Origin of the sequence: Acidovorax sp. 106, assembly GCF_003663825.1 — a bacterium.
In the GTDB taxonomy this organism is placed as follows: Bacteria; Pseudomonadota; Gammaproteobacteria; order Burkholderiales; family Burkholderiaceae_C; genus Acidovorax.
In genome coordinates this window covers 1,152,150-1,175,293 of sequence record NZ_RCCC01000001.1, presented here as the reverse complement: position 1 = coordinate 1,175,293, position 23,144 = coordinate 1,152,150, and the positions used below count along the sequence as shown (strand labels likewise).

Annotated in this window: 21 protein-coding genes; 10 read left to right on the top strand and 11 right to left on the bottom strand. The window is 64.9% G+C overall.

Annotated elements, in window-relative coordinates:
• Positions 1–99: 99 nt before the first annotated feature.
• The 3 genes from C8C98_RS05235 to araD form a co-directional block, all read right to left on the bottom strand.
• Positions 100–1,128: a tripartite tricarboxylate transporter substrate binding protein gene (locus C8C98_RS05235; protein ID WP_121453415.1), complete on the bottom strand. Its 1,029-nt coding sequence runs from the start codon at positions 1,126–1,128 to the stop codon at positions 100–102.
• A gap of 303 nt (positions 1,129–1,431) precedes the next feature.
• Positions 1,432–2,148 carry a ribonuclease activity regulator RraA gene (locus C8C98_RS05230; RefSeq protein ID WP_199726552.1) on the bottom strand — a complete coding sequence of 239 codons (717 nt, stop codon included), beginning with the start codon at positions 2,146–2,148 and terminating at the stop codon, positions 1,432–1,434.
• Between the two features lie 220 nt (positions 2,149–2,368).
• Positions 2,369–4,108 (bottom strand): L-arabinonate dehydratase, encoded by a 1,740-nt coding sequence (gene araD, locus C8C98_RS05225; protein ID WP_121456044.1) that lies wholly within the window; start codon positions 4,106–4,108, stop codon positions 2,369–2,371.
• Between the two features lie 52 nt (positions 4,109–4,160).
• Between araD and C8C98_RS05220 the strand changes: the two genes are divergently transcribed.
• Complete coding sequence (locus C8C98_RS05220; protein WP_121453414.1) at positions 4,161–4,862, top strand: GntR family transcriptional regulator; 702 nt, start codon at positions 4,161–4,163, stop codon at positions 4,860–4,862.
• A gap of 27 nt (positions 4,863–4,889) precedes the next feature.
• On the opposite strand, the gene C8C98_RS05215 is transcribed toward C8C98_RS05220, so the two are convergent.
• The 3 genes from C8C98_RS05215 to C8C98_RS05205 all read right to left on the bottom strand — a co-directional run bounded on the left by C8C98_RS05215 (position 4,890) and on the right by C8C98_RS05205 (position 7,766).
• Positions 4,890–5,438 (bottom strand): hypothetical protein, encoded by a 549-nt coding sequence (locus C8C98_RS05215; protein ID WP_121453413.1) that lies wholly within the window; start codon positions 5,436–5,438, stop codon positions 4,890–4,892.
• 247 nt (positions 5,439–5,685) lie between these two features.
• Entirely contained in the window at positions 5,686–6,693 is a 1,008-nt protein-coding gene (locus C8C98_RS05210) for a tripartite tricarboxylate transporter substrate binding protein (RefSeq protein ID WP_121453412.1), read from the bottom strand.
• A gap of 167 nt (positions 6,694–6,860) precedes the next feature.
• Positions 6,861–7,766, bottom strand: coding sequence for a TIGR01777 family oxidoreductase (locus tag C8C98_RS05205; protein ID WP_158600137.1), 906 nt, complete (start codon positions 7,764–7,766; stop codon positions 6,861–6,863).
• A gap of 269 nt (positions 7,767–8,035) precedes the next feature.
• Here C8C98_RS05205 and C8C98_RS05200 point away from each other — a divergent pair, with 269 nt between their 5' ends.
• The gene (locus C8C98_RS05200) at positions 8,036–9,391 is read left to right on the top strand and encodes an MFS transporter (protein WP_121453410.1); all 1,356 of its coding nucleotides are present in this window, start codon (positions 8,036–8,038) and stop codon (positions 9,389–9,391) included.
• An 87-nt stretch (positions 9,392–9,478) separates the two neighbouring features.
• On the opposite strand, the gene tgt is transcribed toward C8C98_RS05200, so the two are convergent.
• Complete coding sequence (tgt, locus tag C8C98_RS05195) at positions 9,479–10,651, bottom strand: tRNA guanosine(34) transglycosylase Tgt (RefSeq protein WP_121453409.1); 1,173 nt, start codon at positions 10,649–10,651, stop codon at positions 9,479–9,481.
• 143 nt (positions 10,652–10,794) lie between these two features.
• Between tgt and C8C98_RS05190 the strand changes: the two genes are divergently transcribed.
• The gene (locus C8C98_RS05190; protein WP_121453408.1) at positions 10,795–11,256 is read left to right on the top strand and encodes a universal stress protein; all 462 of its coding nucleotides are present in this window, start codon (positions 10,795–10,797) and stop codon (positions 11,254–11,256) included.
• Between the two features lie 102 nt (positions 11,257–11,358).
• Here the strand turns inward: C8C98_RS05190 and C8C98_RS05185 are convergent, their stop codons facing one another.
• The 4 genes from C8C98_RS05185 to C8C98_RS05170 form a co-directional block, all read right to left on the bottom strand.
• On the bottom strand, positions 11,359–11,745 hold the full coding sequence (locus C8C98_RS05185) for a hypothetical protein (protein ID WP_121453407.1): 387 nt from the start codon (positions 11,743–11,745) through the stop codon (positions 11,359–11,361).
• 394 nt (positions 11,746–12,139) lie between these two features.
• Positions 12,140–13,420 (bottom strand): phospholipase A, encoded by a 1,281-nt coding sequence (locus C8C98_RS05180; protein ID WP_121453406.1) that lies wholly within the window; start codon positions 13,418–13,420, stop codon positions 12,140–12,142.
• Positions 13,351–13,710: a hypothetical protein gene (locus C8C98_RS05175; RefSeq protein ID WP_233574458.1), complete on the bottom strand. Its 360-nt coding sequence runs from the start codon at positions 13,708–13,710 to the stop codon at positions 13,351–13,353. Before C8C98_RS05175 ends, C8C98_RS05180 begins: the two co-directional genes overlap by 70 nt.
• 170 nt (positions 13,711–13,880) lie before the next feature.
• Positions 13,881–15,956: an ATP-dependent helicase gene (locus C8C98_RS05170; RefSeq protein WP_121453404.1), complete on the bottom strand. Its 2,076-nt coding sequence runs from the start codon at positions 15,954–15,956 to the stop codon at positions 13,881–13,883.
• A gap of 348 nt (positions 15,957–16,304) precedes the next feature.
• Between C8C98_RS05170 and C8C98_RS05165 the strand changes: the two genes are divergently transcribed.
• The 7 genes from C8C98_RS05165 to C8C98_RS05135 all read left to right on the top strand — a co-directional run bounded on the left by C8C98_RS05165 (position 16,305) and on the right by C8C98_RS05135 (position 23,058).
• Positions 16,305–17,027 carry a hypothetical protein gene (locus C8C98_RS05165; RefSeq protein ID WP_121453403.1) on the top strand — a complete coding sequence of 241 codons (723 nt, stop codon included), beginning with the start codon at positions 16,305–16,307 and terminating at the stop codon, positions 17,025–17,027.
• Entirely contained in the window at positions 17,024–17,593 is a 570-nt protein-coding gene (locus tag C8C98_RS05160; protein WP_370450337.1) for an ATP/GTP-binding protein, read from the top strand. Before C8C98_RS05165 ends, C8C98_RS05160 begins: the two co-directional genes overlap by 4 nt.
• The gene (locus tag C8C98_RS05155) at positions 17,590–17,991 is read left to right on the top strand and encodes a roadblock/LC7 domain-containing protein (RefSeq protein WP_121453402.1); all 402 of its coding nucleotides are present in this window, start codon (positions 17,590–17,592) and stop codon (positions 17,989–17,991) included. The genes C8C98_RS05160 and C8C98_RS05155 overlap by 4 nt, the downstream gene beginning before the upstream one ends.
• A 113-nt stretch (positions 17,992–18,104) precedes the next feature.
• On the top strand, positions 18,105–18,464 hold the full coding sequence (locus C8C98_RS05150; protein ID WP_121453401.1) for a hypothetical protein: 360 nt from the start codon (positions 18,105–18,107) through the stop codon (positions 18,462–18,464).
• A gap of 208 nt (positions 18,465–18,672) precedes the next feature.
• Positions 18,673–19,896: an ABC transporter substrate-binding protein gene (locus C8C98_RS05145; RefSeq protein ID WP_370450336.1), complete on the top strand. Its 1,224-nt coding sequence runs from the start codon at positions 18,673–18,675 to the stop codon at positions 19,894–19,896.
• A 105-nt stretch (positions 19,897–20,001) separates the two neighbouring features.
• Positions 20,002–20,955, top strand: coding sequence for an AEC family transporter (locus tag C8C98_RS05140; protein ID WP_121453400.1), 954 nt, complete (start codon positions 20,002–20,004; stop codon positions 20,953–20,955).
• A 144-nt stretch (positions 20,956–21,099) separates the two neighbouring features.
• Entirely contained in the window at positions 21,100–23,058 is a 1,959-nt protein-coding gene (locus C8C98_RS05135; protein WP_121453399.1) for a gamma-glutamyltransferase family protein, read from the top strand.
• Positions 23,059–23,144: the final 86 nt, after the last annotated feature.

Genomic DNA, 23,144 nt, shown 5'->3' with positions numbered 1-23,144 from the left:
GCTATTGAAATCGTAGCTGTGCAGGTGCTGAAGGAGCTGGCTTGGCAATCGCAGAGGGATGTGTTCAACGCCCTCCCTTCCGCTCCGCGATGGTTAAAGTCAGTCCGGCGTTGCGCCCGACTTCTTCACCAAATCCGCCCAGCGCGGAATCTCTTTGTCCATGTGCGCGGCCAGCTCTTCGGGCGTGCTGCCCACAATGTTCATGCCCAGCTGGTCGTGCAGCTTGGCCTGCACGTCGGGCAGCTTCAGGGCCTTGACGATCTCGGCGTTGAGCTTTTGCACAATGGCCTTAGGGGTGCCCTTGGGGGCGTAGATGGCCTGCCACGACGACATCTCAAAGCCCGGCACGCCGGACTCGATCATGGTGGGCAGTTCGGGCGCGAGGGTGATGCGCTTGCCGGTTGTGACGGCCAGCAGCTTGACGCGGCCCGCCTTGGCCAGGGGCAGCGCGGCGGTCATCTGGTCGAACATGAATGTCACCTGGCCTGCCGCCACGTCGGTGAGTGCGGGGGGCGTGCCTTTGTAGGGGATGTGCGTGAGCTTCACTCCAATCAGGTCGCCAAACATTTCGCCCGCCAGGTGGGTAGAGGTGCCTGCACCCGAGGACGCGAACATGCGCTTGCTCGGGTCTTTCTTGAGCAGCGCAATCAGCTCGGCCACGGTGTTCACGCCCAGCGAGGGGTTGATGATGAGCACATTGGGCAGCGTGGCGACCAGGGCCACGGGCTCAAAGTCTTTCACGGGGTGATACGACAGGTTTTTGTACAGGCTGGCGTTGATGGCGTGCGTGCTGATGGTGCCGCCAAACAGGGTGTAGCCATCGGGCGCAGCCTTGGCTGCAAACGATGCACCAATGCCGCCGGCCTGGCCGGGCTTGTTCTCGACCACCACGGCCTGTTTCAGCGACTCTTGCAGCTTGTTGGCGATGGTGCGGCCAATGATGTCGGTGGAGCCACCGGCGGTGAAGGGCACCACGTAGGTGATGGGCTTGGCGTTGGGCCAGTCGCCCGTCTGGGCTTGGGCCGGGGTGGACGTCAGTGTGCCCAGGGCGGGCAGCAGCGCTGCAGCGCACAGAGCCAGCGCGGCGCGGCGCAGTGGGTGGTGAAGGGTTAATGGAACGGGTTGCATACATGTCTCCTGCAAAGGATGAAAAGGCCAGGGCCTCTGCGGGCCCTTGGTTCGGGGGGAGCGGCTCAAAAAACTCTTCTGGCGTCGTTGCGTCTTGTCGTACTACTCGTATTGCCTGCGACGCAGCGCCTAGCCAGAACCGCTGCGCTGAGTTTTGTGAACCGTTCTTCGCACTTGTGGATCCGGTGTGAACCTACTTGAACTGTTCACGCTGAGCCTGTCGAAGCGCCGCGCAAGGTTTCGACAGGCTCAACCCGAACGGACATTTCAAGTTCAAAGCGGCCGGATCCGTAGTGGCACGTGTCAGCGCCCGTGCGCCTGCCGCCAGGCGGCAAAGTCGGTCAGCGCCTGCGGGTTGGTGGGCGGGTACAGGCCAATGATGGTGCGGCCCTCCATCACCTTCTCGGTCACGAAGTCTTCAAACGCCGTCATCTCGGTGGCCTCGGCGGCAATCTCATCGGCCAGGTGGGCGGGGATGACGATGACGCCTTCGCTGTCGCCCACCACCACATCGCCGGGGAACACGGCCACGTCGCCGCAGCCAATGGGCACGTTGATGTCGATGGCCTGGTGCAGCGTGAGGTTGGTGGGGGCCGAGGGGCGGTGGTGGTAGGCAGGCATATCGAGCGCCGCAATGTCGGGCGTGTCGCGAAAGCCGCCGTCCGTCACCAGCCCGGCCACGCCGCGCTGCATGAGGCGCGAGGCGAGGATGGAGCCTGCCGATGCGGCGCGTGCGTCCTTGCGGCTGTCGATGACCAGCACGGCACCGGGCGGGCAGTCTTCCACCGCCTTGCGTTGGGGGTGGTCGGGGTTCTGGAACACGCTGATGGGGTTGAGGTCTTCGCGGGCCGGGATGTAGCGCAGCGTGAAGGCTTCGCCCACCATGTTGGCGCGGCCGGCGCGCAGCGGGTGCACGTCTTGCAAAAACTGGTTGCGCAGGCCGCGCTTGAAGAGGGCGGTGCACAGCGTGGCGGTGCTGACTTTCATCAGCTGGGCGCGGGTGGTGGGGTTCAGTGCCATGGGGGTGGAGCTCAGTGCAAAAAAGGTGAGGGCTGAGAGGGAGGGGGCGGATTCGCGTTCAATTCATCAGAGTCCGAACCAGAACCCAAACCGTTCGGGCTGAGCTTGTCGAAGCCTTGCGCGGCGCTTCGACAAGCTCAGCGTGAACGGGTTGGGGCCTTAGCGCAAACGGTGTGGGTCTCCGGGTAAACGGTTTGGGGTGTTGGGGTGCATACAGGCATCAGAAGATGTCGGGCTCGGGCACAGGCGCGCCAAAGCCGGTTTCCAAAAAGTCAAAGTCGCAGCCCTGGTCGGCTTGCAGGATGTGGCGGCTGAACATCCAGCCGTAGCCGCGTTCAAAGCGCGGTGGCGGTGGTACCCAGGCGGCGCGGCGGCGCTCCAGCTCGGCGTCGCTCACTTCCAGGTGAATGCGGCGCGCAGGCACGTCCACGGTGATGAGGTCACCCGTTTTGACCAGCGCCAGCGGGCCGCCGATGTAGGCCTCGGGCGAGGCGTGCAGGATGCAGGCGCCGTAGCTGGTGCCGCTCATGCGCGCGTCCGACAGGCGCAGCATGTCGCGCACACCTTGTTTGACCAGCTTGGTGGGGATGGGCAGCATGCCCCACTCGGGCATGCCGGGGCCGCCTTGGGGGCCCGCGTTGCGCAGCACCATGATGTGCTCGGCCGTCACGTCCAGGTCGGGGTCTTCCACCGCGGCCTTCATGCTGGGGTAGTCGTCAAACACCAGCGCCGGGCCGGTGTGCTGCTGCAGGTGCGGGGCGCAGGCGCTGGGCTTGATGACCGCGCCGTTGGGGGCGATGTTGCCGCGCAGCACGGCCAGTGCGCCTTCGGCGTAGATGGCGGTTTCGGTGGTGCGGATCACGTCGTCGTTGAACACCTTGGCACCTTCGATGTTCTCGCCCAGCGGCTTGCCGGTGACGGTGGCTGCGCCCAAATGCAGGTGCTCGCGCATGCGCGACATCAGGCCCAGCAGGCCGCCTGCGTAGTAGAAGTCTTCCATCAAATACGTGTCGCCACTGGGGCGCACATTGGCCAGCACGGGCACACGGCGGCTGGCGGCGTCAAAGTCATCCAGCGTCACGGCGCAGTGCGCACCGGCGCGGCGCGACATGGCCACCAGATGCACGATGGCGTTGGTGGAGCAGCCCACCGCCATGGCCACGTTGATGCCGTTCAAGAACGACTCGCGGCTGAGCAGCTTGGCCGGGGTGTCGTCCTGCCACACCATCTCAACAATGCGGCGGCCGCTTTCGGCGCTCATGCGCACATGGTTGGCATCGGGCGCGGGGATGGACGATGCGCCCGGCAGCGTCATGCCAATCGCCTCGGCAATCGCCGTCATGGTGGCGGCAGTGCCCATGGTCATGCAGGTGCCGTGGCTGCGGGCAATGCCGGCCTCCACGCCCAGCCATTCGGTCTTGCTCAGGTTGCCTGCGCGGCGCTCGTCCCACAGCTTCCAGGCGTCCGAGCCCGAGCCCAGGATCTGCCCGTTGTAGTTGCCGCGCAGCATGGGGCCTGCGGGCACAAAGATGCAGGGCAGGCCTGCACTCATCGCACCCATCAGCAGGCCGGGGCCGGTCTTGTCGCAGCCGCCCATCAGCACCGCGCCGTCCACCGGGTGGCTGCGCAGCAGCTCTTCGGTCTCCATGGCCAGCATGTTGCGGTAGAGCATGGTGGTGGGCTTGACGAAGGCCTCTGCCAGCGAGATGGCGGGCAGCTCGATGGGGAAGCCCCCGGCCTGCAGCACGCCGCGCTTCACGTCTTCGACGCGCTGCTTGAAGTGGCCGTGGCAGGGGTTGATGTCGGACCAGGTGTTGACGATGGCAATGATGGGCTTGCCCACCCAGTCCTCGGGCGCGTAGCCCATTTGCATGATGCGGGAGCGGTGGCCAAAAGAGCGCAGATCGTCTGGTGCAAACCAGCGGGCGCTGCGCAGGGAGTCGTAGGTGCGGCGAGTCATGCAAAACATTAAAGCACTAATATATTAGTGCGTCAATGCGACAATCCCGCCCATGCCCGTGATTGAAAAAGTGATCGAAAAAGTCCGCCTGGACCGCTCGCGCCATGCCGCGCCCCAGGTGTTTGAAAAACTGCGCGAGGCCATCGTGGCGCTCGACCTAGTGCCCGGCACCGTGCTGGCCCGCGCCGAACTGGCCGAGCAATTCGGCATCAGCCAGACCCCCATCCGCGATGCGCTGCTCAAGCTGGGCGAGGAAGGGCTGGTCGATATCTTTCCGCAACACGCCACCGTGGTCAGCCGCATCGACATCAGCGCGGCCAAGCAGGCGCACTACCTGCGCCGCTCCATCGAGCTGGAGGTGGTGCGCACCCTGGCGCTGCAGCCCGACCCCGCCACGCTGGAGCGCCTGCGCGCTCAGGTGGAGCGCATGGTTCTGGTGATGGGGCCTGAGCACTACAGCGAGTTTGTGGCTGCCGACCAAGACTTTCACCGCCTGATGTACGAGGCTGCTGGGGTGGTCGGCCTGTGGGACTTGGTGCGCCGCATGTCCGGCCATGTGGACCGGCTGCGCCGCCTGCACCTGCCCACCGAGGGCAAAACCGCCGCGGTGGTGCAAGACCACCGTGCCATCGTCGACGCCATTGCCGAAGGCAACGCGCCCCGGGCGCAGGATCAGCTGCGCGCCCACCTCTCAGGCACGCTGAGCCAGCTCGACGAGATTTGCGCCCGGCACCCGGACTACGTGGTGGCGTGAGCTGAGAGTTGGGAGCTATGGGCTGCGCTACGCCCCCGGGCCGGGCGGAGTGTGGTCACGCCACCAGAGCCGCCAGCGCAACCGCAGTCGCGTGCCCAGCCGCCGCTTGATGGCGCGGCCCGCCCGCCAGGGCCAAGAGGCGCGTGCTCGGGCCAGCAGCGGGTCTTTGAACCCCACCCAGCCCGTGTACAGCCAGGCAAACCAGTGCAGCTGCATGAGGGCCGGGCGCGTGAGCGTAAACAGCCGGGCCAGCACGGCGGTGCCCAGCACTTTGGCTGCCAGGATGATGAGCATGCCCAGCCCCACGTGACCATGCCCCATGGCCCACAGGGCCAGCAGCTTGATGGGCAACAGCAGCAGCGAAGGCAGTACAAACAGTGCCAGCGCCGCCCAGGGCGGCAGCGTGCGCACAAACCCCTCAATCCACCGAAACCCGGGCCAGCGCCCGATGCGCGCGAGCACGCGCTGCAGTGGCTCCCAACCCCATTCCTCAAAGGCCACCAGCACGGCCAGCAGCCAGGTGCCCAGGTGGGCCAGCCAGCGCACAGGGATCAAAAGCCAGTGGGGTTTAGGCATCAAATAGACCTCTGGCGCATATAAATCATGCGCTGGCAGCTATAAAAAATGTAGCGTTTGCACCGGCTGCACCGGCTGCACCGGCTGCACCGGTGATTGAGCCGGCGCTTGTGTCGGTGGGTAGTACCGGGGTGGCAGCCGCCGTATGCCACCAGATGAAGCCAGGCCGGCGCTTCTCAAGCAGGTGTTTTCTCCCGCCGTGGCGCTGGCCTATCTTCAGCACAGGTTCTTCAGAGGCGCCGCCGCGTCAGGCGGGCGATTGAATGCCGGCGACCTTCACCACCCGGCGCCAGCGTTCGATTTCCTTGCGGATGAAGTCGGTGTAATCGACAGACCGGGACACGACCACGACAAGCCCTTGCGCTTCGAGTTGCTTGCGGGCCTCGGTGGCCTTGAAGGCGTTTTCCATTTCCTTTTCAAGCCGGGCCACGACGGCGGGTGGCGTGCCCTTGGGGGCCGAGATGCCGACCCAGGACACGGCCTTGAAGCCGGGGTAGCCTGCTTCGGAAATGCTGGGCACATCGGGCAGTTGGGGGTTGCGGAACAGGCTGGTCACCGCCAGGGCGCGCAGTTTGCCGCTGCGCACCAGGGGCGCCACGGCGTCCAGGTTGGTGATCAACATGCTGACCTTGTTGTCTGCCAGTGCCTCCAGGGCAGGTTTGGCGCCTGTGTAGGGCACGCCCGTCAGCCCCAGCGTTGTGCAGTTGCGGGTGCCGGTAGAGCCGCTCACGCAGGTGCTCACGGTTTGCTTGAGCAGCTCCATCGACAAATGCCCCGAAGAGGCATGCACCTGCGCATAGGTCAGTTTGCCCGGGTTGGCCTTGCCCGTTTCGACCAGGTCTTGCAGCGACTTCAGCGGCGATGCGGTGGCCACAGCCAGCACGTTGGGGCCTTCGGACAGCTGCGAGATGTGCACGAAGTCCTTGAGCGAGTCGTAGTCGAGGTTGGGGTTCAGCGCGTGGCTGATGGCGTTGGTGCCCACGCCGGAAAGCACGAGTGTGTAGCCATCGGGCGCAGCCCCGGCCGCTGCCTTGGTGCCTTTGCTGTCGGTGTTTTCGACCTGCACCGGCTGCCCCAGCTTTTGCCCCAGTTCCTTGGCCATCAACCGCCCCAATTGGTCGCTGCTGCCCCCTGCCGGGAAGGGGATGATCAGTCGCAACGGTTTGGTTGGCCAGGTCTCTTGCGCCAACGCGGGCAGGGCGAAGGATGCGGAAAAAGCGGCGAGCACGCACACCGCAGCATTCAAGAATTGCATGAGTCAGGTCTCCAGTCGTTGTTGTCACCATGCAGGCATGGCGTGCAGGTCTGCGGCTGGGTGTTGGGCACTCCCGGCGCAACCGCCTTCACTGGTGCGGGAGTATAGGAGGGGATGTCGGATGGCTCGTCAATCCTCTTGGTGAAGCGCCGCGCTGCGGTGGGTGCCTAGACCAGGCTGCGCAAGGCTTGCCGAAGGGTGGGGTGGGCAAAAGTGAACCCCTCACGCTGCAGCCGGGCTGGCAGCACGTTTTGCCCATCCACAAACAGTTGTGCCATTTCGCCCATCGCCCAGCGCAGCGGAGCTGCGGGCACGGGCAGCCACACGGGGCGGTGCAGCAATTGGCCTGCGGTGGCGGCGAAGGTGGCCTGGGGCACGGGCTCGGGGGCGGTGGCGTTGTAGATGCCCTGCATCGGTGGGCTGTTCTGCGGGCTTTGCAGGGCGGTGGTGATGAGCGTCAGGACATCGTCGCGGTGGATCCAACTCATCACCTGCTGGCCTGAGCCCATGCGCCCGCCCAGCCCCAGCCGGATGGGTAGCAGCAGCGGCGGCAGCGCGCCGCCAGGCCCCAGCACCACGCCCAGGCGCAGCACCACTTGCCGGATGCCCTGGGCGGTGGCCTGCGCGGCGGCTTGCTCCCAGCGCACGCACAGCTCTGACATGAAGCCCTGGCCAGGCGTGCTGGTCTCGGTGAGGATCTCCTCGGGTGGGCGCACGCCGTAAAAACCGATGGCCGAGGCCTGCACCCACACCGATGGGCGTTGCCCTGTCTGCTGCAGCCACTGAAGCAGGGCTTGGGTGGTGCCGATACGGCTGTTCAGCAGCACCTGGCGCCGTGCGGCCGTCCAGGGTGGGCCCACCACGCGGGCCCCGGCCAGGTTGACGATGGCGTCAATGCGGTCTGTGGCAGCAATGGCATTGAGCGTGGACACGCACCGCACGCCTGCGCCCAGCTGGCGGGCGGCCTGCGTGGGGTTGCGGCTGCAGACGGTGACGGCGTGGCCCGCTGCAATCAACCGTTGCACCAGGGCCTGGCCGATGAACCCGGTGCCGCCTGTGATCAAGACCTGCATGGTGGGAATTTCCTTGTGTCTGCGTGTTTGGGGAGGATGCCCCGTTGCGCCCATTGTGCGCAGCCTGTGGGCGCCGCGGGCTTGCACGCCCAGGATGGCCTGTCGGCAGACTGTGTTTTGCCATCGTTCGATGCGAAGTGTGACATCTTGTATGGAGATGCTGGAGGGTGGGCCTCTTCCTAGGTGCGTGGGCGCTGGTTTTTAAAATCGAGGGTTTTCCCTAGGCGGGAGTCCGGGCGGTTGCCCGCCTTCTGCTGCGAAAGGTTTTGATGTCTGCTTCCCCCGCCAGCGCAGCTGATGCGCCGCACACCCCCCCCCGCAACTCACCCCAAAAGGTGGCCGTTGCCTCGTTGATCGGCACGGCCATCGAGTTCTACGACTACTACATCTACGCCGCTGCGGCGGTGCTGGTGTTCAACTCGCAGTTTTTCCCCAAGGGCGACCCGGCGGTGGCCACGCTGCTGTCGTTGTCCACCCTGGCGCTGGCGTTTTTGGCGCGGCCCATTGGTTCGGCGCTGTTTGGGCATTTTGGCGACCGCATTGGCCGCAAGCAGACGCTGGTGGCTTCGCTGTTGACCATGGGGCTGTCCACGGTGGCGATTGGTCTGCTGCCCAGCTACGAGCAGATCGGCCTGGCCGCGCCGCTGCTACTGTGTGTGTTCCGCATCGGCCAGGGCATTGGCTTAGGAGGCGAGTGGGGCGGTGCCGCGCTGGTGGCCACCGAGAATGCGCCCGCGGGCAAGCGGGGCTGGTTTGGCAGCTTTCCGCAGCTGGGGGCTCCCATTGGGTTGTTTGCGGCCAATGGCGTGTTCTTCATCATCACGGCTCTCATTGGCCCTGACGCCATGATCGCCTGGGGCTGGCGCATTCCGTTCGTGCTGTCCATCGTGCTGGTGGCGGTGGGCTTGTATGTGCGCCTGACGCTGCATGAAAGCCTGGTCTTCCAGGATGTGGAGAAGAGCGGGCGCAAGCTGGCCGCGCCTGTCAGTGCGGTGTTCACGCAGCATGGCGGCAAGGTGCTGCAGGGCGCACTGATCATGACGACCACCTATGTGCTGTTCTACCTGATGACGGCGTTTGTGCAGGTGTATTCCAAGAGCCCGGCGGGCGTCTCGGCCGCAGGCCACCCCACAGGGCTGGGTATCCCGGCCAACACGTTCACCGGCATCCTGTTGATTGGGGCCATCGTGTTTGGCATTTTCTGCATGGTGGCCGGGCACCAGGCCGACCGCTGGGGCCGCCGCCGCTGGATGATGGTCGTCACCGTGGGCATCATGGCGTTTGGTGCCCTGATGCCCGCCTTGCTCACCCATGGCACGCCAGGCTCGGTGCTGCTGTTCATCGTGATCGGCATGGCGCTGATGGGCTGCACCTTTGGCCCCATGGCTGCGTTGTTGCCCGAGCTGTTCCCCACCGAGGTGCGTTACTCGGGCGCGTCCATGGCCTACAACCTGTCGTCCATCGTGGGGGCCTCGTTGCCCACCTTGATTGCGATTGACCTGAACAAAGCCTATGGCCTGGGCGGCGTGGGCTTGTACCTGGCGGCCAATGGCTTGTTCACGCTGGCTGCGCTGTGGACCAGCCGCGAAACCAGCCAGATTGATCTGGCCGACGCAGGCCGCTGAAAGCACAAAGCCGGTGGGCGATCTGATGAGATCGGCCCTACCGGCTCTGGTCGATTGCGCTGCCGCAAAGGCAGCGCCAAGAGGGGGTCAAACGCCGCGAGCCCGGTCCGCCTTGAACTGGGCGCGGAACTGGCTGAAGGTGCCCGCGTCCAGCGCCTCGCGCACTTCGCGCATCAGGTTCAGGTAGTAGTGCAGGTTGTGCACGGTGGTGAGCATGGGGCCCAGCATTTCGCCGCAGCGGTCCAGGTGGTGCAGATACGCACGCGAGAAGCCGCCGCGCCCGCCCGCGTCCCAGGCCACGCCGTCTTTGCCTGCGCAGGCGTGGCAGGTGCAGCTGGTGTCGAGCGGCTGGTGGTCGGCCTTGTGGCGTGCGTTGCGGATCTTCAGGTCGCCGTAGCGGGTGAACAAGGTGCCGTTGCGCGCATTGCGCGTGGGCATGACGCAGTCGAACATGTCCACGCCCTGGGCCACGCCTTCCACCAAATCCTCGGGCGTGCCCACGCCCATCAGGTAGCGCGGCTTGTGCGCGGGCAGGCGGTGCGGCGTGTGGGCCATGATGTCCAGCATCTCGTCCTTGGGCTCGCCCACGCTCACGCCGCCCACGGCGTAGCCAGGGAAGTCCATCTCGACCAGCGCTTCCAGCGACTCCTGGCGCAGGTTCTTGAACATGCCGCCTTGCACGATGCCAAACAGCGCGTTGGGGTTCTCCAGCCGCTGGAATTCGTCGCGCGAGCGCTTGGCCCAGCGCAGGCTCATTTCCATGCTCTTGCGCGCCTCGGCTTCGGTGGTGAGGTGGCCCTTGGTCTCGTACGGTGTGCACTCGTCGAGCTGCATCACGATGTCGGAGTTGAGCGTGGTCTGGATCTGCATGCTCACCTCGGGCGACATGAAGAGCTTGTCGCCGTTGACGGGGCTGGCAAAGGTCACGCCTTCTTCGGTGATCTTGCGCATGGCGCCCAGGCTCCAGACCTGAAAGCCGCCCGAGTCGGTGAGGATGGGCTTGTCCCATTTTTCAAAGCCGTGCAGGCCGCCAAAGCTCTGCATCACATCGAGGCCAGGGCGCATCCACAGGTGAAAGGTGTTGCCCAGGATGATCTGCGCGCCCATGTCGTGCAGGCTTTGCGGCATCACACCCTTGACGGTGCCATAGGTGCCCACGGGCATGAAGATGGGGGTTTGCACCACGCCGTGGTTGAGCGTGAGGGTGCCACGGCGGGCGTGGCTGGAGGGGTCTGTTTTGAGGAGGTCGAACTGAAGCATGGGTGCAATTGTCCCAGAGCCTCGGCCGAAACCTCCAGACACCGGAATTTGCAGCCCGTTTGCGTTGGGTCTGAAAGGGCTTGTGCGGCATGACTACACTGTCCTAGAACAAGTTCTTTTCAGCAACGCACAAGGAGAACAGCATGCTCAAGATTCTGGTGGCGGTGGACGGTTCGGAGTTGTCGCTGGACGGGGTGCAACACACCCTGCAATTGCTCAAGCAAGGGCTGCAAGCCAGCGTGGTGCTGGCCCATGTGCAAGAGCCCGCCACGTTGTACGAGCTGGTCACCAGCCGTGACCCGGACCTGATCGCGGCAGCGAGTGTGGAGGCGGGTGAACACCTGTTGGCCTCAGCGCGCGCGCTGCTGGATGCGGCGGGCGTGGCCTACGAAACCGACATTGGTGTGGGGGATGTGGCCCACACGCTGGTGGACATGGCCGAGCAAAATGGGGCCGATATGGTGGTCATTGGCGCCAAGGGGCATGGGGCCTTGAGCAGCGCGCTGCTGGGCTCGGTGTCGCAAGAGGTGGCGCGGGCCAGTGCCGTGCCGGTCACCATCGTCAAGCACGCACAGGTGGTGGAGCTGCCGGACGCAGAAGACTGAGGTTGACCCGCCCGGTGGTCTTTGTGATCGCCCAGCAAAAAGGCCGCGATGCGGCCTTTTTTGTGCCCCGCGCTACGGCTGTGGGGGTAGTTGATGGCCCGCTCAGGCGGCCTTGCGAAACGGCTCGGTAGGGCGCTGCAGTTTGCCGTGGGGCAGGGTGGCCAGGCGCGAGAACATGCGGCGCACGTAGCCGTTGACCCACAGGCACTTGTTGAGTTCGTCCACCGGCAGGGGGCCGGACACCACGACGATGTCGTTGGCCTCTTGCTGCGCACCGGCTGCACGCAGGCGGCGGCGGGTGTTGTTGGCCCAGGACTGGATGCGTGTGGGGCTGCCGTGCTGGTGCACCTGGCCCGTGTGGGCATCAAAGGCAATGGCGACGGTGTCCGTCTTGAGCTTGAACCTGCGCTCACCCGTCACGGCGCTGGGCGTTTCACGCATGTCGTACAGGTAGTAGCTGCCTGCTTTGAGCTGGTATTGCATGTCCATGGGTGTGTTCCTCTTGATCGGCATTGTCGAGGGCGCACGGAGCAGGCAATGGCTGGTTAAACGATGGGAAAGGGGCTCTTATCGAGCGCTTTTCACAGAGGGCTACGCCTGTTGCTGTGCGCGTGCCATTGTGGCGGCCCGTCGGCACCATTCTGTGAAACTTGAGGAAGATGTCGTAACGAGTTGTGAGTGGGTGTTAGGGCTGCGTTCACCGGTGGTCTTTGCACTGAGCCCTGAGCAGTTCGCAAGGGGGCGCGGCGCACGAAATGGGCGCTGCCCCAGCGCGGGACGCCGAGCAAGGGCCGCCCCGCAGCGAGGGCGTCGTCCCCCTTCCCGACTCGCGCAGCGAGGAGAGAGAAGGGGGAAGCGGCGCAGCCGCTCAGGGGGATGACCGCTAGAAATCCACCAGACTCAACCCCAGGCTGAACACGGTGCGCTTGCGGTTGTAGTCGATCATGCTGTCGCCATAGCCGCTGAACAACGCGGTGTGCAGGCGCAGGTTGCTCTTGCTGCCCCACAGGCCGCTGCCCAGGGTTTGCATCCATTCGAGTCGCACCGACCCCCGGCCGCTGCTGGAAAGCGAGCTGCGCAGCGTGGCGCCCAGGGTGTTGTCTTTGTTGGCGTTCCAGAACACGGACAGCTGGCCCCGGCCGACGTAGTCGCTGATGCCGGGGTTGTCGTCGCTGTCCGCGCTTTCAGACAGGCGCTTCCACAGCTTGGCGTTCACGCTCCAGCGGTTGTCCAGCTCCATGCCCGTCATCATGTACACGCGGTTCCAGCTGCGCGACAGGGGCTCGCTCTGGCCGTTGGACTGGTGCACCAAGCCCACGCCGCTGTAGCGCCAGCGCCAGCCAAAGGGCAACTGGGCCGTGGTGGGGTAGACGTACATCACCTCGGGTTCGTGGTCGGTGGCGCGGAAGGGGCGCGAGATTTGCGGCGTGAACAGTTGCCAGTACGACTGCTGCGAGTAGCCAAACCACACCGAATCCTTGAGCGTAGGGTGCCCTTGCGTGAGTAGCCCCTGGGCCACTTTGGTGCGCACCGACAGCTGGATGCGGTTTTCGGTGGTGCGGTAGGGTGTGCTTTCGGTGGCCGAGTGGCCCGGCGAGGGCGATGTGGGCTGCCGGTTGACCGAGTCAGACGCCACCACCGACACGGTGATGGGGCGATACCCCCGGAAGCTGAAGGTGCCGCAATCGCTGCCCGACTCCAGCTCCCAAAAGCGGGAGAGGTCGCTGTACTGTGGGTCGCGGCAGCCTTCGGTGCGGGCCACTTCGATGATGCGGGTGGCGGGCAAAGTGGTGTCCACCGGGGTGGTGGGGGCGTTGGCATCGGCCACGGGTTTGGTGCTGGACGGCGTGCCAGCGGCAGAAGCTGATGCTGACGCCGAGGCCGCTGGGGCTTGCCAGGCTTGCTGCCCGGCCCAGGCGTCAAAGCAGGCCAGGCGGGCCGTGCTGTCGCCCGACAAGGCCGTGCAGCGGCGCCAGGCGGCCTCGTTGGCGGATGTGGGGGCGGTGGGCGCAGTCTGCGCCATGGCGGCAGCAGGGGCCAGCAGCAGGGCCAAGGCTGCAGGCCAAGTGCTGCGGCGGCCCGAGTGGGCGGGGGTTACTGCCAGCCCGCCTGCTTGCGCAGGACGAAGGGCTGCTGGGTGTTGGGTGTTTGGGCGTTGTTCCATGTTCCGCGTATTTCCTTGCCGCAACTGCCTTCCACCACCCGGCCTGTCCAGGTGGCGCTGATATTGGTGCCGTTGATTGATTCTTCCAGCGTCAGGTCGCCGTCATCGACGTCGCCGCTGACCTGGGCTGTGGTGCCGTCGCGCTGCACGGTACCACGCACGCTGTGTGCCAGCTCGGGGTGCGGGCCCAGTTGCAGCACGGCCAGGGTGGGCTGTGGCTGGGGCGTCGCACCGTGCGTGGTCGCTTGAAGCTCAGCGTTCCAGCGGCCTTGCAGGTGCTGGTGGGTCATGACCACCGCCGCCGTGCAGGCTGCGCCGGATTGTGGGGCGTTTTGGCCGGTAGCGCTTGTAGGACAAGCGCTGATAGCTATCAAAATCAAAGCAACCGTTGTCAACAAGCGATCGGGTGCGCAGCGGGCGGAACGTTTCATGGGGCGAACTCTCAGGGGCGCGAAGCCGGTCAGGCGCTGGGTGGCGCGCTGTCCGTCAGCGCCTTCTTGGCGGCGAACTCGGCGCGCAGGGCTTTGAGCTTTTCGCGGGGGTCTTCGCGCACGGTGGTCTTGTCCAGGCCCATCTCGGCGATGAAGCGGCTGGGCTGCGCGGCCACCATTTCGCGGCCCTTTTTGCGGCGCTTGGTCCAGCTCACGGCCAGCGTGCGCTGGGCGCGGGTGATGCCCACGTACATCAGGCGGCGCTCTTCCTGCAGGCGCTGCAGGGTGTCGTCGCTCACCTTCTGCTGGCGGCCTTCGTCGTCGTCGAGCTTGAAGGGCAGCATGCCCTCGGTCACGCCCACCAGCACCACATGGGGCCACTCCAGCCCCTTGCTGGCGTGCAGGGTCGACAGCGTGACCATGTCCTGGTCCTTCTCGCGCTCGCTGATGGTGGACAAGAGCGCAATGGTCTGCGACACCTCCAGCAGGCTCTTGGTCTCCTTGGCCACCACGGCGCCCGCCGTATCGTCGATCTGCCCGCCCGCGCGCTGGGCCATCCAGTCGCAGAACTCCATCACGTTGCTCCAGCGGGCGGCGGCCACCTTCTCGCTGTCTTCGTTGTCGTACAGGTGCTGCTCGTAGCCGATTTCCTTGAGCCAGTCGTTCAAGAAGGTGCGGGCATCCTCGGCGCCGTGCGTGCGGCGCGCGCTGTATTCCAGGTAGTTGATGTAGCGGCCAAACTCGTGCAGGCCGTCCATGGCGCGCTTGGGCACCGCTGCAGGCAGCATGCCGTTGAACAGTGCGCCAAACATGCTCTGCTTGTGCTGCGTGGCAAACGCGCCCAGGGACGCCAGCGTGGTGTGGCCAATGCCGCGCTTGGGCGTGGTGATGGCGCGCAAAAACGCCGGGTCGTCGTCGTTGTTGATCCACAGGCGAAACCAGGCGCACAGGTCCTTGATTTCGGCCCGGTCAAAAAAGCTGGTGCCGCCCGACACCTTGTAGGGCACGTTGGCCTTGCGCAGCGCCTTCTCAAACGGCTTGGCCTGGTGGTTGGCGCGGTACAGGATGGCAAAGCTCTTCCACTCCGGAATGGGGTTGAGCGAGGCCCGCAGGCTCAGGATGCGCGCCACGGCGCGGTCGGCTTCGTGCTCCTCGTTGTCGGCGTCCACCACGCGCACCGGCTCGCCCTCGCCCAGCTCGCTGAACAGCGTCTTTGGATACAGCTTGGGGTTGGGGCCGATCACGTTGTTGGCTGCGCGCAGGATGGCGCTGGTGGAGCGGTAGTTCTGCTCCAGCTTGATGACCTTGAGGTGCGGGTAATCGACCGGCAGCTTCTTGAGGTTGTCCAGCGTGGCACCGCGCCAGCCGTAAATGGACTGGTCATCATCGCCCACGGCCGTGAAGTGGCCTTCCTTGCCCACCAGCAGCTTGAGCAGCTCGTACTGCGTGGCGTTGGTGTCCTGGTATTCATCCACCAGCACATGGCCCAGCGCAGCCTGCCACTTGGCGCGCACTTCCGGAAAGTCCCTCAGCAGGCGCAGTGGCATGCCGATCAGGTCGTCAAAGTCCACGCTCTGGTAGGCCGTCAGGCGCTCCTCGTAGCGCGCCATCAGCGTGGCGATGATGCGCTCGTTGTCGTCCGCCGCCTGCGCTAGCGCCTCCTCGGAGGTCAGGCCCATGTTCTTCCACTTGCTGATGACCCACTGCCACTGGCGCGCCGTGGCCATATCGGTGGTGCCGCCCGAGGCGTCTTTGAGGATGCCCGTCACATCGTCGGCATCCAGGATGCTGAACTGGGGCTTGAGGCCCAGCACATGGCCGTCTTCGCGCACCATGCGCACCCCCAGGGCGTGGAAGGTGCACACCAGCACGTCCTTGGCGCGGCGGCCAATCAGGTGCTGCGCACGTTCGCGCATTTCAGAAGCCGCCTTGTTCGTGAAGGTGATGGCCGCAATGCGCTTGGGGTCCATGCCTTTTTCGATCATGTGGGCGATCTTCATGGTGATCACCCGCGTCTTGCCCGAGCCTGCGCCGGCCAGCACCAGGCAGGCCCCATCGGTGTAGTGGACAGCCTGAAGCTGGGCGAGGTTGAGACCGGCAGACATGGAGCGCTAGATGTGGGTAGTGAGAGGGTGAGAGCGGACATGCACGGCGGGTGCAAGGGGGGCGAATGATACCCCGCGTTGATTTCAGGCAAGGGGCTCATGCCTCGGTGTTGCGGCCAGTGCTGTGCAATTGTCAACTAGCGTTGCCGCGCGCTCTTAATCCGTTTTTACCCCAGCAATTTATCGTCAGGTGGCTTATTCTTTTGGAGTCTGTTGCAGATTGTGTCCGTTGCCGTTGTTGGACCCGCCACAAAGCAGTTGATGGCCAGGCTGACCTCTTATTGAGCGGCGCCATGCTCTTTTTGAGCCGGTTCTAACGCCCATTCGCAACCCTCCACGAGACCCTGCATGAAAAAGAATTTGAGTGGCGACATTGCAACCGGTTTGCTGTCGCCGGCCCTGCGGACCCGTTTTCTCGAACTGTTTTCCGTTGCATCACGCAAGTCGGTGTTCGCCTGGAGCGAGGCCGCGCTTTCGCGTGCGCAGGTGTTGGTGCTCGATGCCTCGGCGGGCCATGTCGATCTGCCGCACTGGCCCCCGTGCGTCATTTGGGTGGGCGAGCCGCCCGCTCGCTGGATCCGTGCGTCCATCTGGGTCGGGCGCCTGCCACCGGACTACACCGTGGCCGATTTGATCGACATGCTGGACCGTGCCGCCGTCTTCTTGATGGACTGGAAGGCCCGCCAACCCCAACCCCAATCCCAACCTGTCTTCGTGCCCGTGGGCGCCCAGGCCCTGGCGACCGGCCAAGGCGCTGGTGCCACCGCACGCTATCGCCTGACCAGCTGGGTGGCTCTGGCCGCCCCCTTCAACGGGCCCAGCTACCTGCGCGCCCTGGCCATGCTGGCCCGCGAGGCCGTGACGGTGGCACAGCTGCAAGAGCATGGCGGCTTGGCACCTGAACAAGCGAGTGCCTTGCTGGTGGAGCTCCGCCAGCGTGGCGTGCTGCGCACCCAGGTGGCGGCGCTGCCGCCTGCAGGCAGGCCGCTTGCGCATCCGTCTGCAGGCGCTGGTCAGCGGCGTCTGGTGCAGCGCCTGACGCACTGGCTGCGAGGGGCGATCCGCGCATGATGCCCCCGGAAACCCCTGCCCAGGGCCTCGGCGGTATGCACCGCATTGCCTTGCTGGGCCCCATGGGCATTGGCAAAACCACGGCCATCCATGCGCTGTGCGGCAGCGATATGGTCTCCACCGATGTGCCCAACCTCGACCGTGTGGCCCACACCAAGGAATACACCACGGTGGGCGCCGAGTTTGGTGAGATCGACCTGGGCGACGGCGAGCGCGTGCAACTGTGCGGCTGCCCCGGGCAAGACCGGTTCGACTTCATGCGCCAGTGGGCCATCTCGGTGTCGGTGGGCATCTTCGTCATGGCCGACCTGCATGCCCCGGACGCACTGGAGTCCACCAGCACCTTGCTGCACGAAACCGCTGCCACGCCCTTGCCGCCTGTCACTTTGGTGCTCAGTGCCCGACAGGCATCACAAGAGCAGATCGAAGCCTTTGCCGCTGGTCTGATGGCAGCGGGCCATGGCGTCGTGCCTGTGTTGCCCGTGGACGTCAGGGACCGCAATCAGATGTTGCAGGCCCTGGGGGTTTTGGTGACGATGTTGTCATTGCGTAACGAGTCTCTATGAAGCCATCCCACCCCTCTATCCCGGCGTCTTTGGTGACCTCTTCCAAGCAAGCGTTAGACAGCTATGCCGCTCCCATCGATGGGTTGCAGATGGCGCTGCTCACCACCCCCGACGGCTTTGAGATCGCTTCGTTGCGCAATCGCTCAGACCTGCAAATCAACCGTCTGGCCGCCATGGCCAGCTCGCTCATGGCCATGGGCCGTGCGGTGGGGCGTGAGATCCAGGTGTCCCACTGCAATCGCCTCACTTTTGAGGCCGAGGGCAACGTGGTGGTCTTTCAGGCCATTGGCGGCGATTTTCCTTGCATCCTGTGCCTGGTGCTTAGGCCCGGGGCCGTGCTGGGGCGGGCGCTGTGGTCTGCCGGAGAAATCTCCCAAACCCTGGCTGGGCAGCGCTGATGCAGCGGGCCAGGCAGGCCACTGGCCTGCATTGAATTTGAGGGTCGGGTGTGGCGTTTCATTGGCAGCCATGCCTGTTTCATAACAAAGCCAGTGCGATCAAAGGAAAGCAAATGTCCAATCTGAATGAATCCCTGAGCCAACTCGTCGCTGTCGATGGTGCCCTGTGCGCCGCCATTGTGGACAGTTCCAGCGGCATGTTGCTGGGCAGCGCTGGTGGCGGCGTTGACATGGAGCTGGCAGCCGCTGGCAACACCGAAGTGGTTCGCGCCAAAACCAAGACCATGCGCGCACTTGGGCTGGATGATGTGATCGACGACATCCTGATCACCCTGGGCAAGCAGTACCACATCATTCGCCCCATGGCGAGCAAAGAAGGCATCTTTATGTATCTGGTGCTGGACAAGTCCAAGGCCAATCTGGCCCTGGCGCGCCGCAAGGTGCAAGACGTCGAAAAGGCCCTGGAGTTCTGACATTCGGAGGGGGGAGGTTTGTAATATTTGTTTGCATTCCCTTGCGGGAAATCCCGCTTGGGGGCTCTGGTGCTTGTCGAGATACTGCTTCGCACATCCCGGCATTCCAAAAATCAGAGAGAACAACACAGTGCAGGCCTTTCGCTTCTCCTTCCGTTTCCTTTCCCCTGTTTCTCGCAGCTCCCTCAGCGCATCCCATCCCCTGACCGTGCAGCCTGCTGCACGTGTCCGTTTGTGGCGCGTGGCGCTGGTCGCTGCTGGGGCTGCTTTTGCTCTGGGCAGTGCGCCATGGGCCCAGGCCCAGGGCTCGCATGTGCCTGTGCGCATCGGTGTGATCGGGCCGTTCACCGGTGCCTCGGCCGATTTTGGCGTGCCCATGCTCAACGGCATCAAGCTGGCGGTCGACGAAATCAACGCTGTGGGCGGCTACATGGGCCGCCCGATGGAACTGGTGGTGAAAGACGACACGGCTGACCCTGCCCGTGGGCGCCAAGCCGCGCAAGAGCTGCTGTCTGAGAAAGTCACCGCCGTGCTCGGCTTTTGCAACTCTGGCGTGGCCCTAAAGTCGCTGGATTTGTTCCAGCAAGCCAAAACCCCCCTGATCGTGCCCTGCGCCACGGGCTCGGCCATCACCAGCACCTACCCCGCTCCGGAGAGCTACATCTTCCGCGTACAGGGGCGCGATGCGCTGCAGGCGCCCATGATGGTGGACGAGGTCGTCAAGCGCGGCTGGGACAAGGTGGCGATTTTTGCTGACACCACGGGCTACGGCGACGGCGGCTACAAGGATGTGGTGGAGGCGTTGGCCGCCAAAAACCTCAAGCCCGTGCATGTGGCCCGCTTCCCGGTGGGGGTGAAGGACCTGACCGCTGAGTTATCGGCTGCCCGCAATGCGGGTGCCAACGTGATCTACAGCTACACCGTGGGGCCAGAGAACGCCGTCATCGCCAATGGCAAGAAGGCCCTGGGCTGGAAGGTCTCGCAGGTAGGGCCTTGGACGCTGTCCTTCCCCTTCTTCTTGGACGGTGCCAAAGACGCGGCCGAGGGCGCGCTCACGGTGCAGACCTTTGTGGCCGAGCCCAGCAACGAGCGCCGCGCCTCCTTCCTGTCAGGCTACAGCCGCAAGTTCCAGCGCAAGCCCGCCGTGCCCATGGCCGCCGCCAATGCCTACGACGCCACTTACCTGCTGATGTATTCGTTCCTCGGTATCCGCGACGGCAACCTGACGGGCCAGGCTATCAAGGAATCGCTGGAAGGCAAGATGAAGACCTACTATGGCGTGGTCACCACCTACGATCACCCCTTCAGCGCCAGCGACAAAGACGCCATCACCCGCAACATGCTGGTGGTGGGTATGGTGAAAAACGGGGCCATCACCTTTGCCTACCCCGAGGATGCCAAGCGCAACCTGATCGTGCAGCGCAAGCAGTGACCCAGTGCCAGCTCTCGCTACCCACGACCCCACCCACCTGACTTTGCGCTGACCACCTCCGGGGCTGCACGCCTAGGGGGCAGGCGCTGCAAGGACAATGCACGCGTGCTGTCCGTCCTCACCATCACCTTCCCCTTTTTCGCCCTGGTGCTGTGCGGCTATCTGGCCGCCCGGCGGGGCGTGTTGCCGCAGCCCGCCATCCCAGGGCTCAACGCGTTTGTGCTGTTTTTTGCACTGCCGTGCATGCTGTACCGCTTTGGTGCCAGCACGCCCATTGGCCAGTTGCTCGACCCCGCCGTAGCAGGCGTGTACCTGCTGTGTGCCCTGGTCATGGTGGGCGTCACTGTGGCCTTGACGCGCAAGGCACGCATGGGCTGGAACGATGCCGCCTTTGGCGCACTGGTGGCGGCTTTCCCCAACACCGGCTTCATGGGCGTGCCGCTGCTGGTGGCGCTGCTGGGCGCGCAAAGTGCCGGGCCAGCCATCGTCACCATCGTGGTGGACATGGTCATCACCAGCTCACTGTGCATTGCGCTGTCGCGCCTGGATGGTGCAGGCACCCACGGCGTGGGCGTGGCACTGCGCAGTGCCTTCAAGGGCATGGCCACCAACCCCATGCCCTGGTCAATTGCACTGGGTGCTCTGGCATCCGCACTGCAGTTCAAGCTGCCCGGCCCGGTCGATAAAACGGTGGCCATGCTGGCCGATGCGGCATCGCCCGTGGCGCTGTTCACCATTGGCGCGGTGTTGGCCCGCTCGCAGATGAACGCGCATGAGCAGGTGCCCGCGCGCGACTACGTGCCCATCGCCTTGGCCAAGCTGCTGGTGCACCCGCTGCTGGTGTGGGGCGCGGGCTCGGCGGCCATGGCCTTGGGTGTGCCGTTGACGCCCTTTGCGCTCACGGTGCTGGTGTTGCTGTCGGCCCTGCCCAGCGCCAGCAATGTCTCGCTGCTGGCCGAACGGTTTGGCGCCAATAACGGGCGCATCGCCCGCATCATTCTGGTGTCCACCGCGCTGGCGTTTTTGAGCTTTTCTGCGGCTGTGGCCCTGCTGACCTGACCTATCTGATCCGGCGGGCCCCAAAACGGTGCACTCCGGGTTTTCCCTTGATTCGGACCCCATGGCCACGTCGGCACGCTTGTTGCGTCAAAATGTTTCCGCAGTGTGACACTGCAATCCGTTTTGACATCACAGGAGTCTGGAATGAAGAAAAAAGTGTGGCTGTGGGCGCTGACGCCCGTGGCCGTGGCCTTGTCGCTGTATGGGTGCGGAAGCGGCTCCGACTCTGACCTGATCGTAGACAGCAACGCTCAGAGCTGCTCGATCGTCTCCAGTACGGGCGCGCCTGTGGTGGTGGGCTCGGGCCTGGCGGGCGACCCCGCAGCGCCCGAGGCGGCCTCGGGCTACCGCCTCGGTTACAAGGCCAAGCAATCCAGCAACTACATGGTGGTGGCCAACACACCGCTGGCCACCAAGGCCGGATGCGACGTGCTCAAGGCCGGCGGTACCGCCGTGGATGCCGCCGTGGCCGTGCAGGCCGTGCTGGGCTTGGTCGAGCCGCAGTCCAGCACCATCGCAGGCAGCGCGTTCATGATGTATTACGACGCCGCCACCAAGAAAGTAGTGGCCTACGACGGCCGTGAAACCGCCCCTGCAGCCGCCACCGGTTACTACCTGGTGCGCCAGAACCAGACCGATGCCTCATCAACCGCGCCCGTGCCCAGTGCCCGCCGCAGCGGCCGCTCCATCGGTGTGCCCGGCGTGATGCGCATGCTGGACATGGCCCACAAGGAGCATGGCAAGCTGGCCTGGGGCCAGTTGTTCAACGAAGGCGTCAACCTGGCCACCAACGGCTACAAAATTCCCACCCGCATGGGCGATGCCATTGCCTCCAATGCCGCCAGCCTGCGGCTGGACGCCAACGCCGTGGCGGCCTACTTCAACGCCGACGGCACCCCCAAGACCAGCGGCACCGTGACTACCAACCTGCCTTATGCGCAGTCGCTGCGCTCCATCGCGTCCGGCGGTGCAGAGGCCATGTACTCTGGCGCCATGGCCGATGCCATCGTGGCCAAGGCCGCCCAGTCGGTGGGCGATGACACGGCCAAGACGCCCATCACCCCGAGCCTGATGACTACGGCCGACCTCAAGGCCTACCAGGCCAAGAAGCGCGAGCCCGTGTGCACCACGTACCGCAGCAGCTACTACATCTGCACCATGTCGCCACCTTCGTCGGGTGGTATCGCCATTGCGCAGTCGCTGGGCATTCTGGAGAACTTCGATCTCTCCAAATACGGCCCCACCAACCCCGCCAACGAAGGCGGCGTGCCCAGCGTGATGGGCGTGCACCTGGTGTCTGAAGCCGAGCGCCTGGCCTATGCCGACCGCGACAAGTACGTGGCCGACACCGACTTCATCCCGCTGCCTGCCAACGGTGTGTCGTCGATGATCGACAAGACCTACCTCAAGCAGCGCGCCGCCTTGATCAACGCCGATGGCAAGTCCATGGGCACTGCAGCCGCTGGTGATTTGGGCAGTGTGCCCCTGGGCGTGGACAAGACCGTGGAGAAGGGCACCACCCACTTCTCCATCGTCGATGCCTACGGCAACGTGGTGTCGATGACCTCCACCGTGGAGTCCAGCATGGGTTCGTACCACATGGTGGGCGGCTTCTTGCTGACCAACCAGCTGACCGACTTCTCGGCCCAGCCCGCAGACACCGCTGGCGTGCCCGTGGCCAACCGCGTGGCCCCTGGCAAGCGCCCCCGCAGCACCATGGCCCCCACGCTGGTGTTCAAGGGCACCGCGCCTGGCGACTTTGTCATGGCCACCGGCTCGCCTGGCGGCGGCACCATCATCCAGTACGTGCTCAAGACCGTGGTCGGCGCGCTGGACTGGGGGCTCGATGCCCAGCAGGCCACCTCGTTGGTGAACATTGGCGCCACCAACAGCGCCACCACCAACGTGGACGGTGCCAATACGTCGCTCAATCTCACGGGGCTGATCGACGGCCTCAAGGCCAAGGGCCACACGGTGAACAACGGCGCGCAGTCCAGTGGCGTGTCCACCATCATGCGCGTCAACCGCAACGGCCAGACCAAGCTCGAAGGCGGTGTAGACCCCCGCCGTGAGGGCATCGTGCTGGGCGATGGGGCACTGTGATGCCCGTGCCCCGATGACCGTGATGTGATCCAGGCCTGAACTAGGCAGCGGCTTTTGGGGCCGTTGCCCTGCTGGTCCCCAACAAG

What these genes read in the sequence shown, in the direction of transcription:
- C8C98_RS05235 (WP_121453415.1), bottom strand. Translation starts at nt 1,128, where the DNA reads ATGCAACCCGTTCCATTAACCCTTCACCACCCACTGCGCCGCGCCGCG.
- C8C98_RS05230 (WP_199726552.1), bottom strand. Translation starts at nt 2,148, where the DNA reads ATGGCACTGAACCCCACCACCCGCGCCCAGCTGATGAAAGTCAGCACC.
- araD (WP_121456044.1), bottom strand. Translation starts at nt 4,108, where the DNA reads ATGACTCGCCGCACCTACGACTCCCTGCGCAGCGCCCGCTGGTTTGCA.
- C8C98_RS05220 (WP_121453414.1), top strand. Translation starts at nt 4,161, where the DNA reads ATGCCCGTGATTGAAAAAGTGATCGAAAAAGTCCGCCTGGACCGCTCG.
- C8C98_RS05215 (WP_121453413.1), bottom strand. Translation starts at nt 5,438, where the DNA reads ATGCCTAAACCCCACTGGCTTTTGATCCCTGTGCGCTGGCTGGCCCAC.
- C8C98_RS05210 (WP_121453412.1), bottom strand. Translation starts at nt 6,693, where the DNA reads ATGCAATTCTTGAATGCTGCGGTGTGCGTGCTCGCCGCTTTTTCCGCA.
- C8C98_RS05205 (WP_158600137.1), bottom strand. Translation starts at nt 7,766, where the DNA reads ATGCAGGTCTTGATCACAGGCGGCACCGGGTTCATCGGCCAGGCCCTG.
- C8C98_RS05200 (WP_121453410.1), top strand. Translation starts at nt 8,036, where the DNA reads ATGTCTGCTTCCCCCGCCAGCGCAGCTGATGCGCCGCACACCCCCCCC.
- tgt (WP_121453409.1), bottom strand. Translation starts at nt 10,651, where the DNA reads ATGCTTCAGTTCGACCTCCTCAAAACAGACCCCTCCAGCCACGCCCGC.
- C8C98_RS05190 (WP_121453408.1), top strand. Translation starts at nt 10,795, where the DNA reads ATGCTCAAGATTCTGGTGGCGGTGGACGGTTCGGAGTTGTCGCTGGAC.
- C8C98_RS05185 (WP_121453407.1), bottom strand. Translation starts at nt 11,745, where the DNA reads ATGGACATGCAATACCAGCTCAAAGCAGGCAGCTACTACCTGTACGAC.
- C8C98_RS05180 (WP_121453406.1), bottom strand. Translation starts at nt 13,420, where the DNA reads ATGGAACAACGCCCAAACACCCAACACCCAGCAGCCCTTCGTCCTGCG.
- C8C98_RS05175 (WP_233574458.1), bottom strand. Translation starts at nt 13,710, where the DNA reads ATGACCCACCAGCACCTGCAAGGCCGCTGGAACGCTGAGCTTCAAGCG.
- C8C98_RS05170 (WP_121453404.1), bottom strand. Translation starts at nt 15,956, where the DNA reads ATGTCTGCCGGTCTCAACCTCGCCCAGCTTCAGGCTGTCCACTACACC.
- C8C98_RS05165 (WP_121453403.1), top strand. Translation starts at nt 16,305, where the DNA reads ATGAAAAAGAATTTGAGTGGCGACATTGCAACCGGTTTGCTGTCGCCG.
- C8C98_RS05160 (WP_370450337.1), top strand. Translation starts at nt 17,024, where the DNA reads ATGATGCCCCCGGAAACCCCTGCCCAGGGCCTCGGCGGTATGCACCGC.
- C8C98_RS05155 (WP_121453402.1), top strand. Translation starts at nt 17,590, where the DNA reads ATGAAGCCATCCCACCCCTCTATCCCGGCGTCTTTGGTGACCTCTTCC.
- C8C98_RS05150 (WP_121453401.1), top strand. Translation starts at nt 18,105, where the DNA reads ATGTCCAATCTGAATGAATCCCTGAGCCAACTCGTCGCTGTCGATGGT.
- C8C98_RS05135 (WP_121453399.1), top strand. Translation starts at nt 21,100, where the DNA reads ATGAAGAAAAAAGTGTGGCTGTGGGCGCTGACGCCCGTGGCCGTGGCC.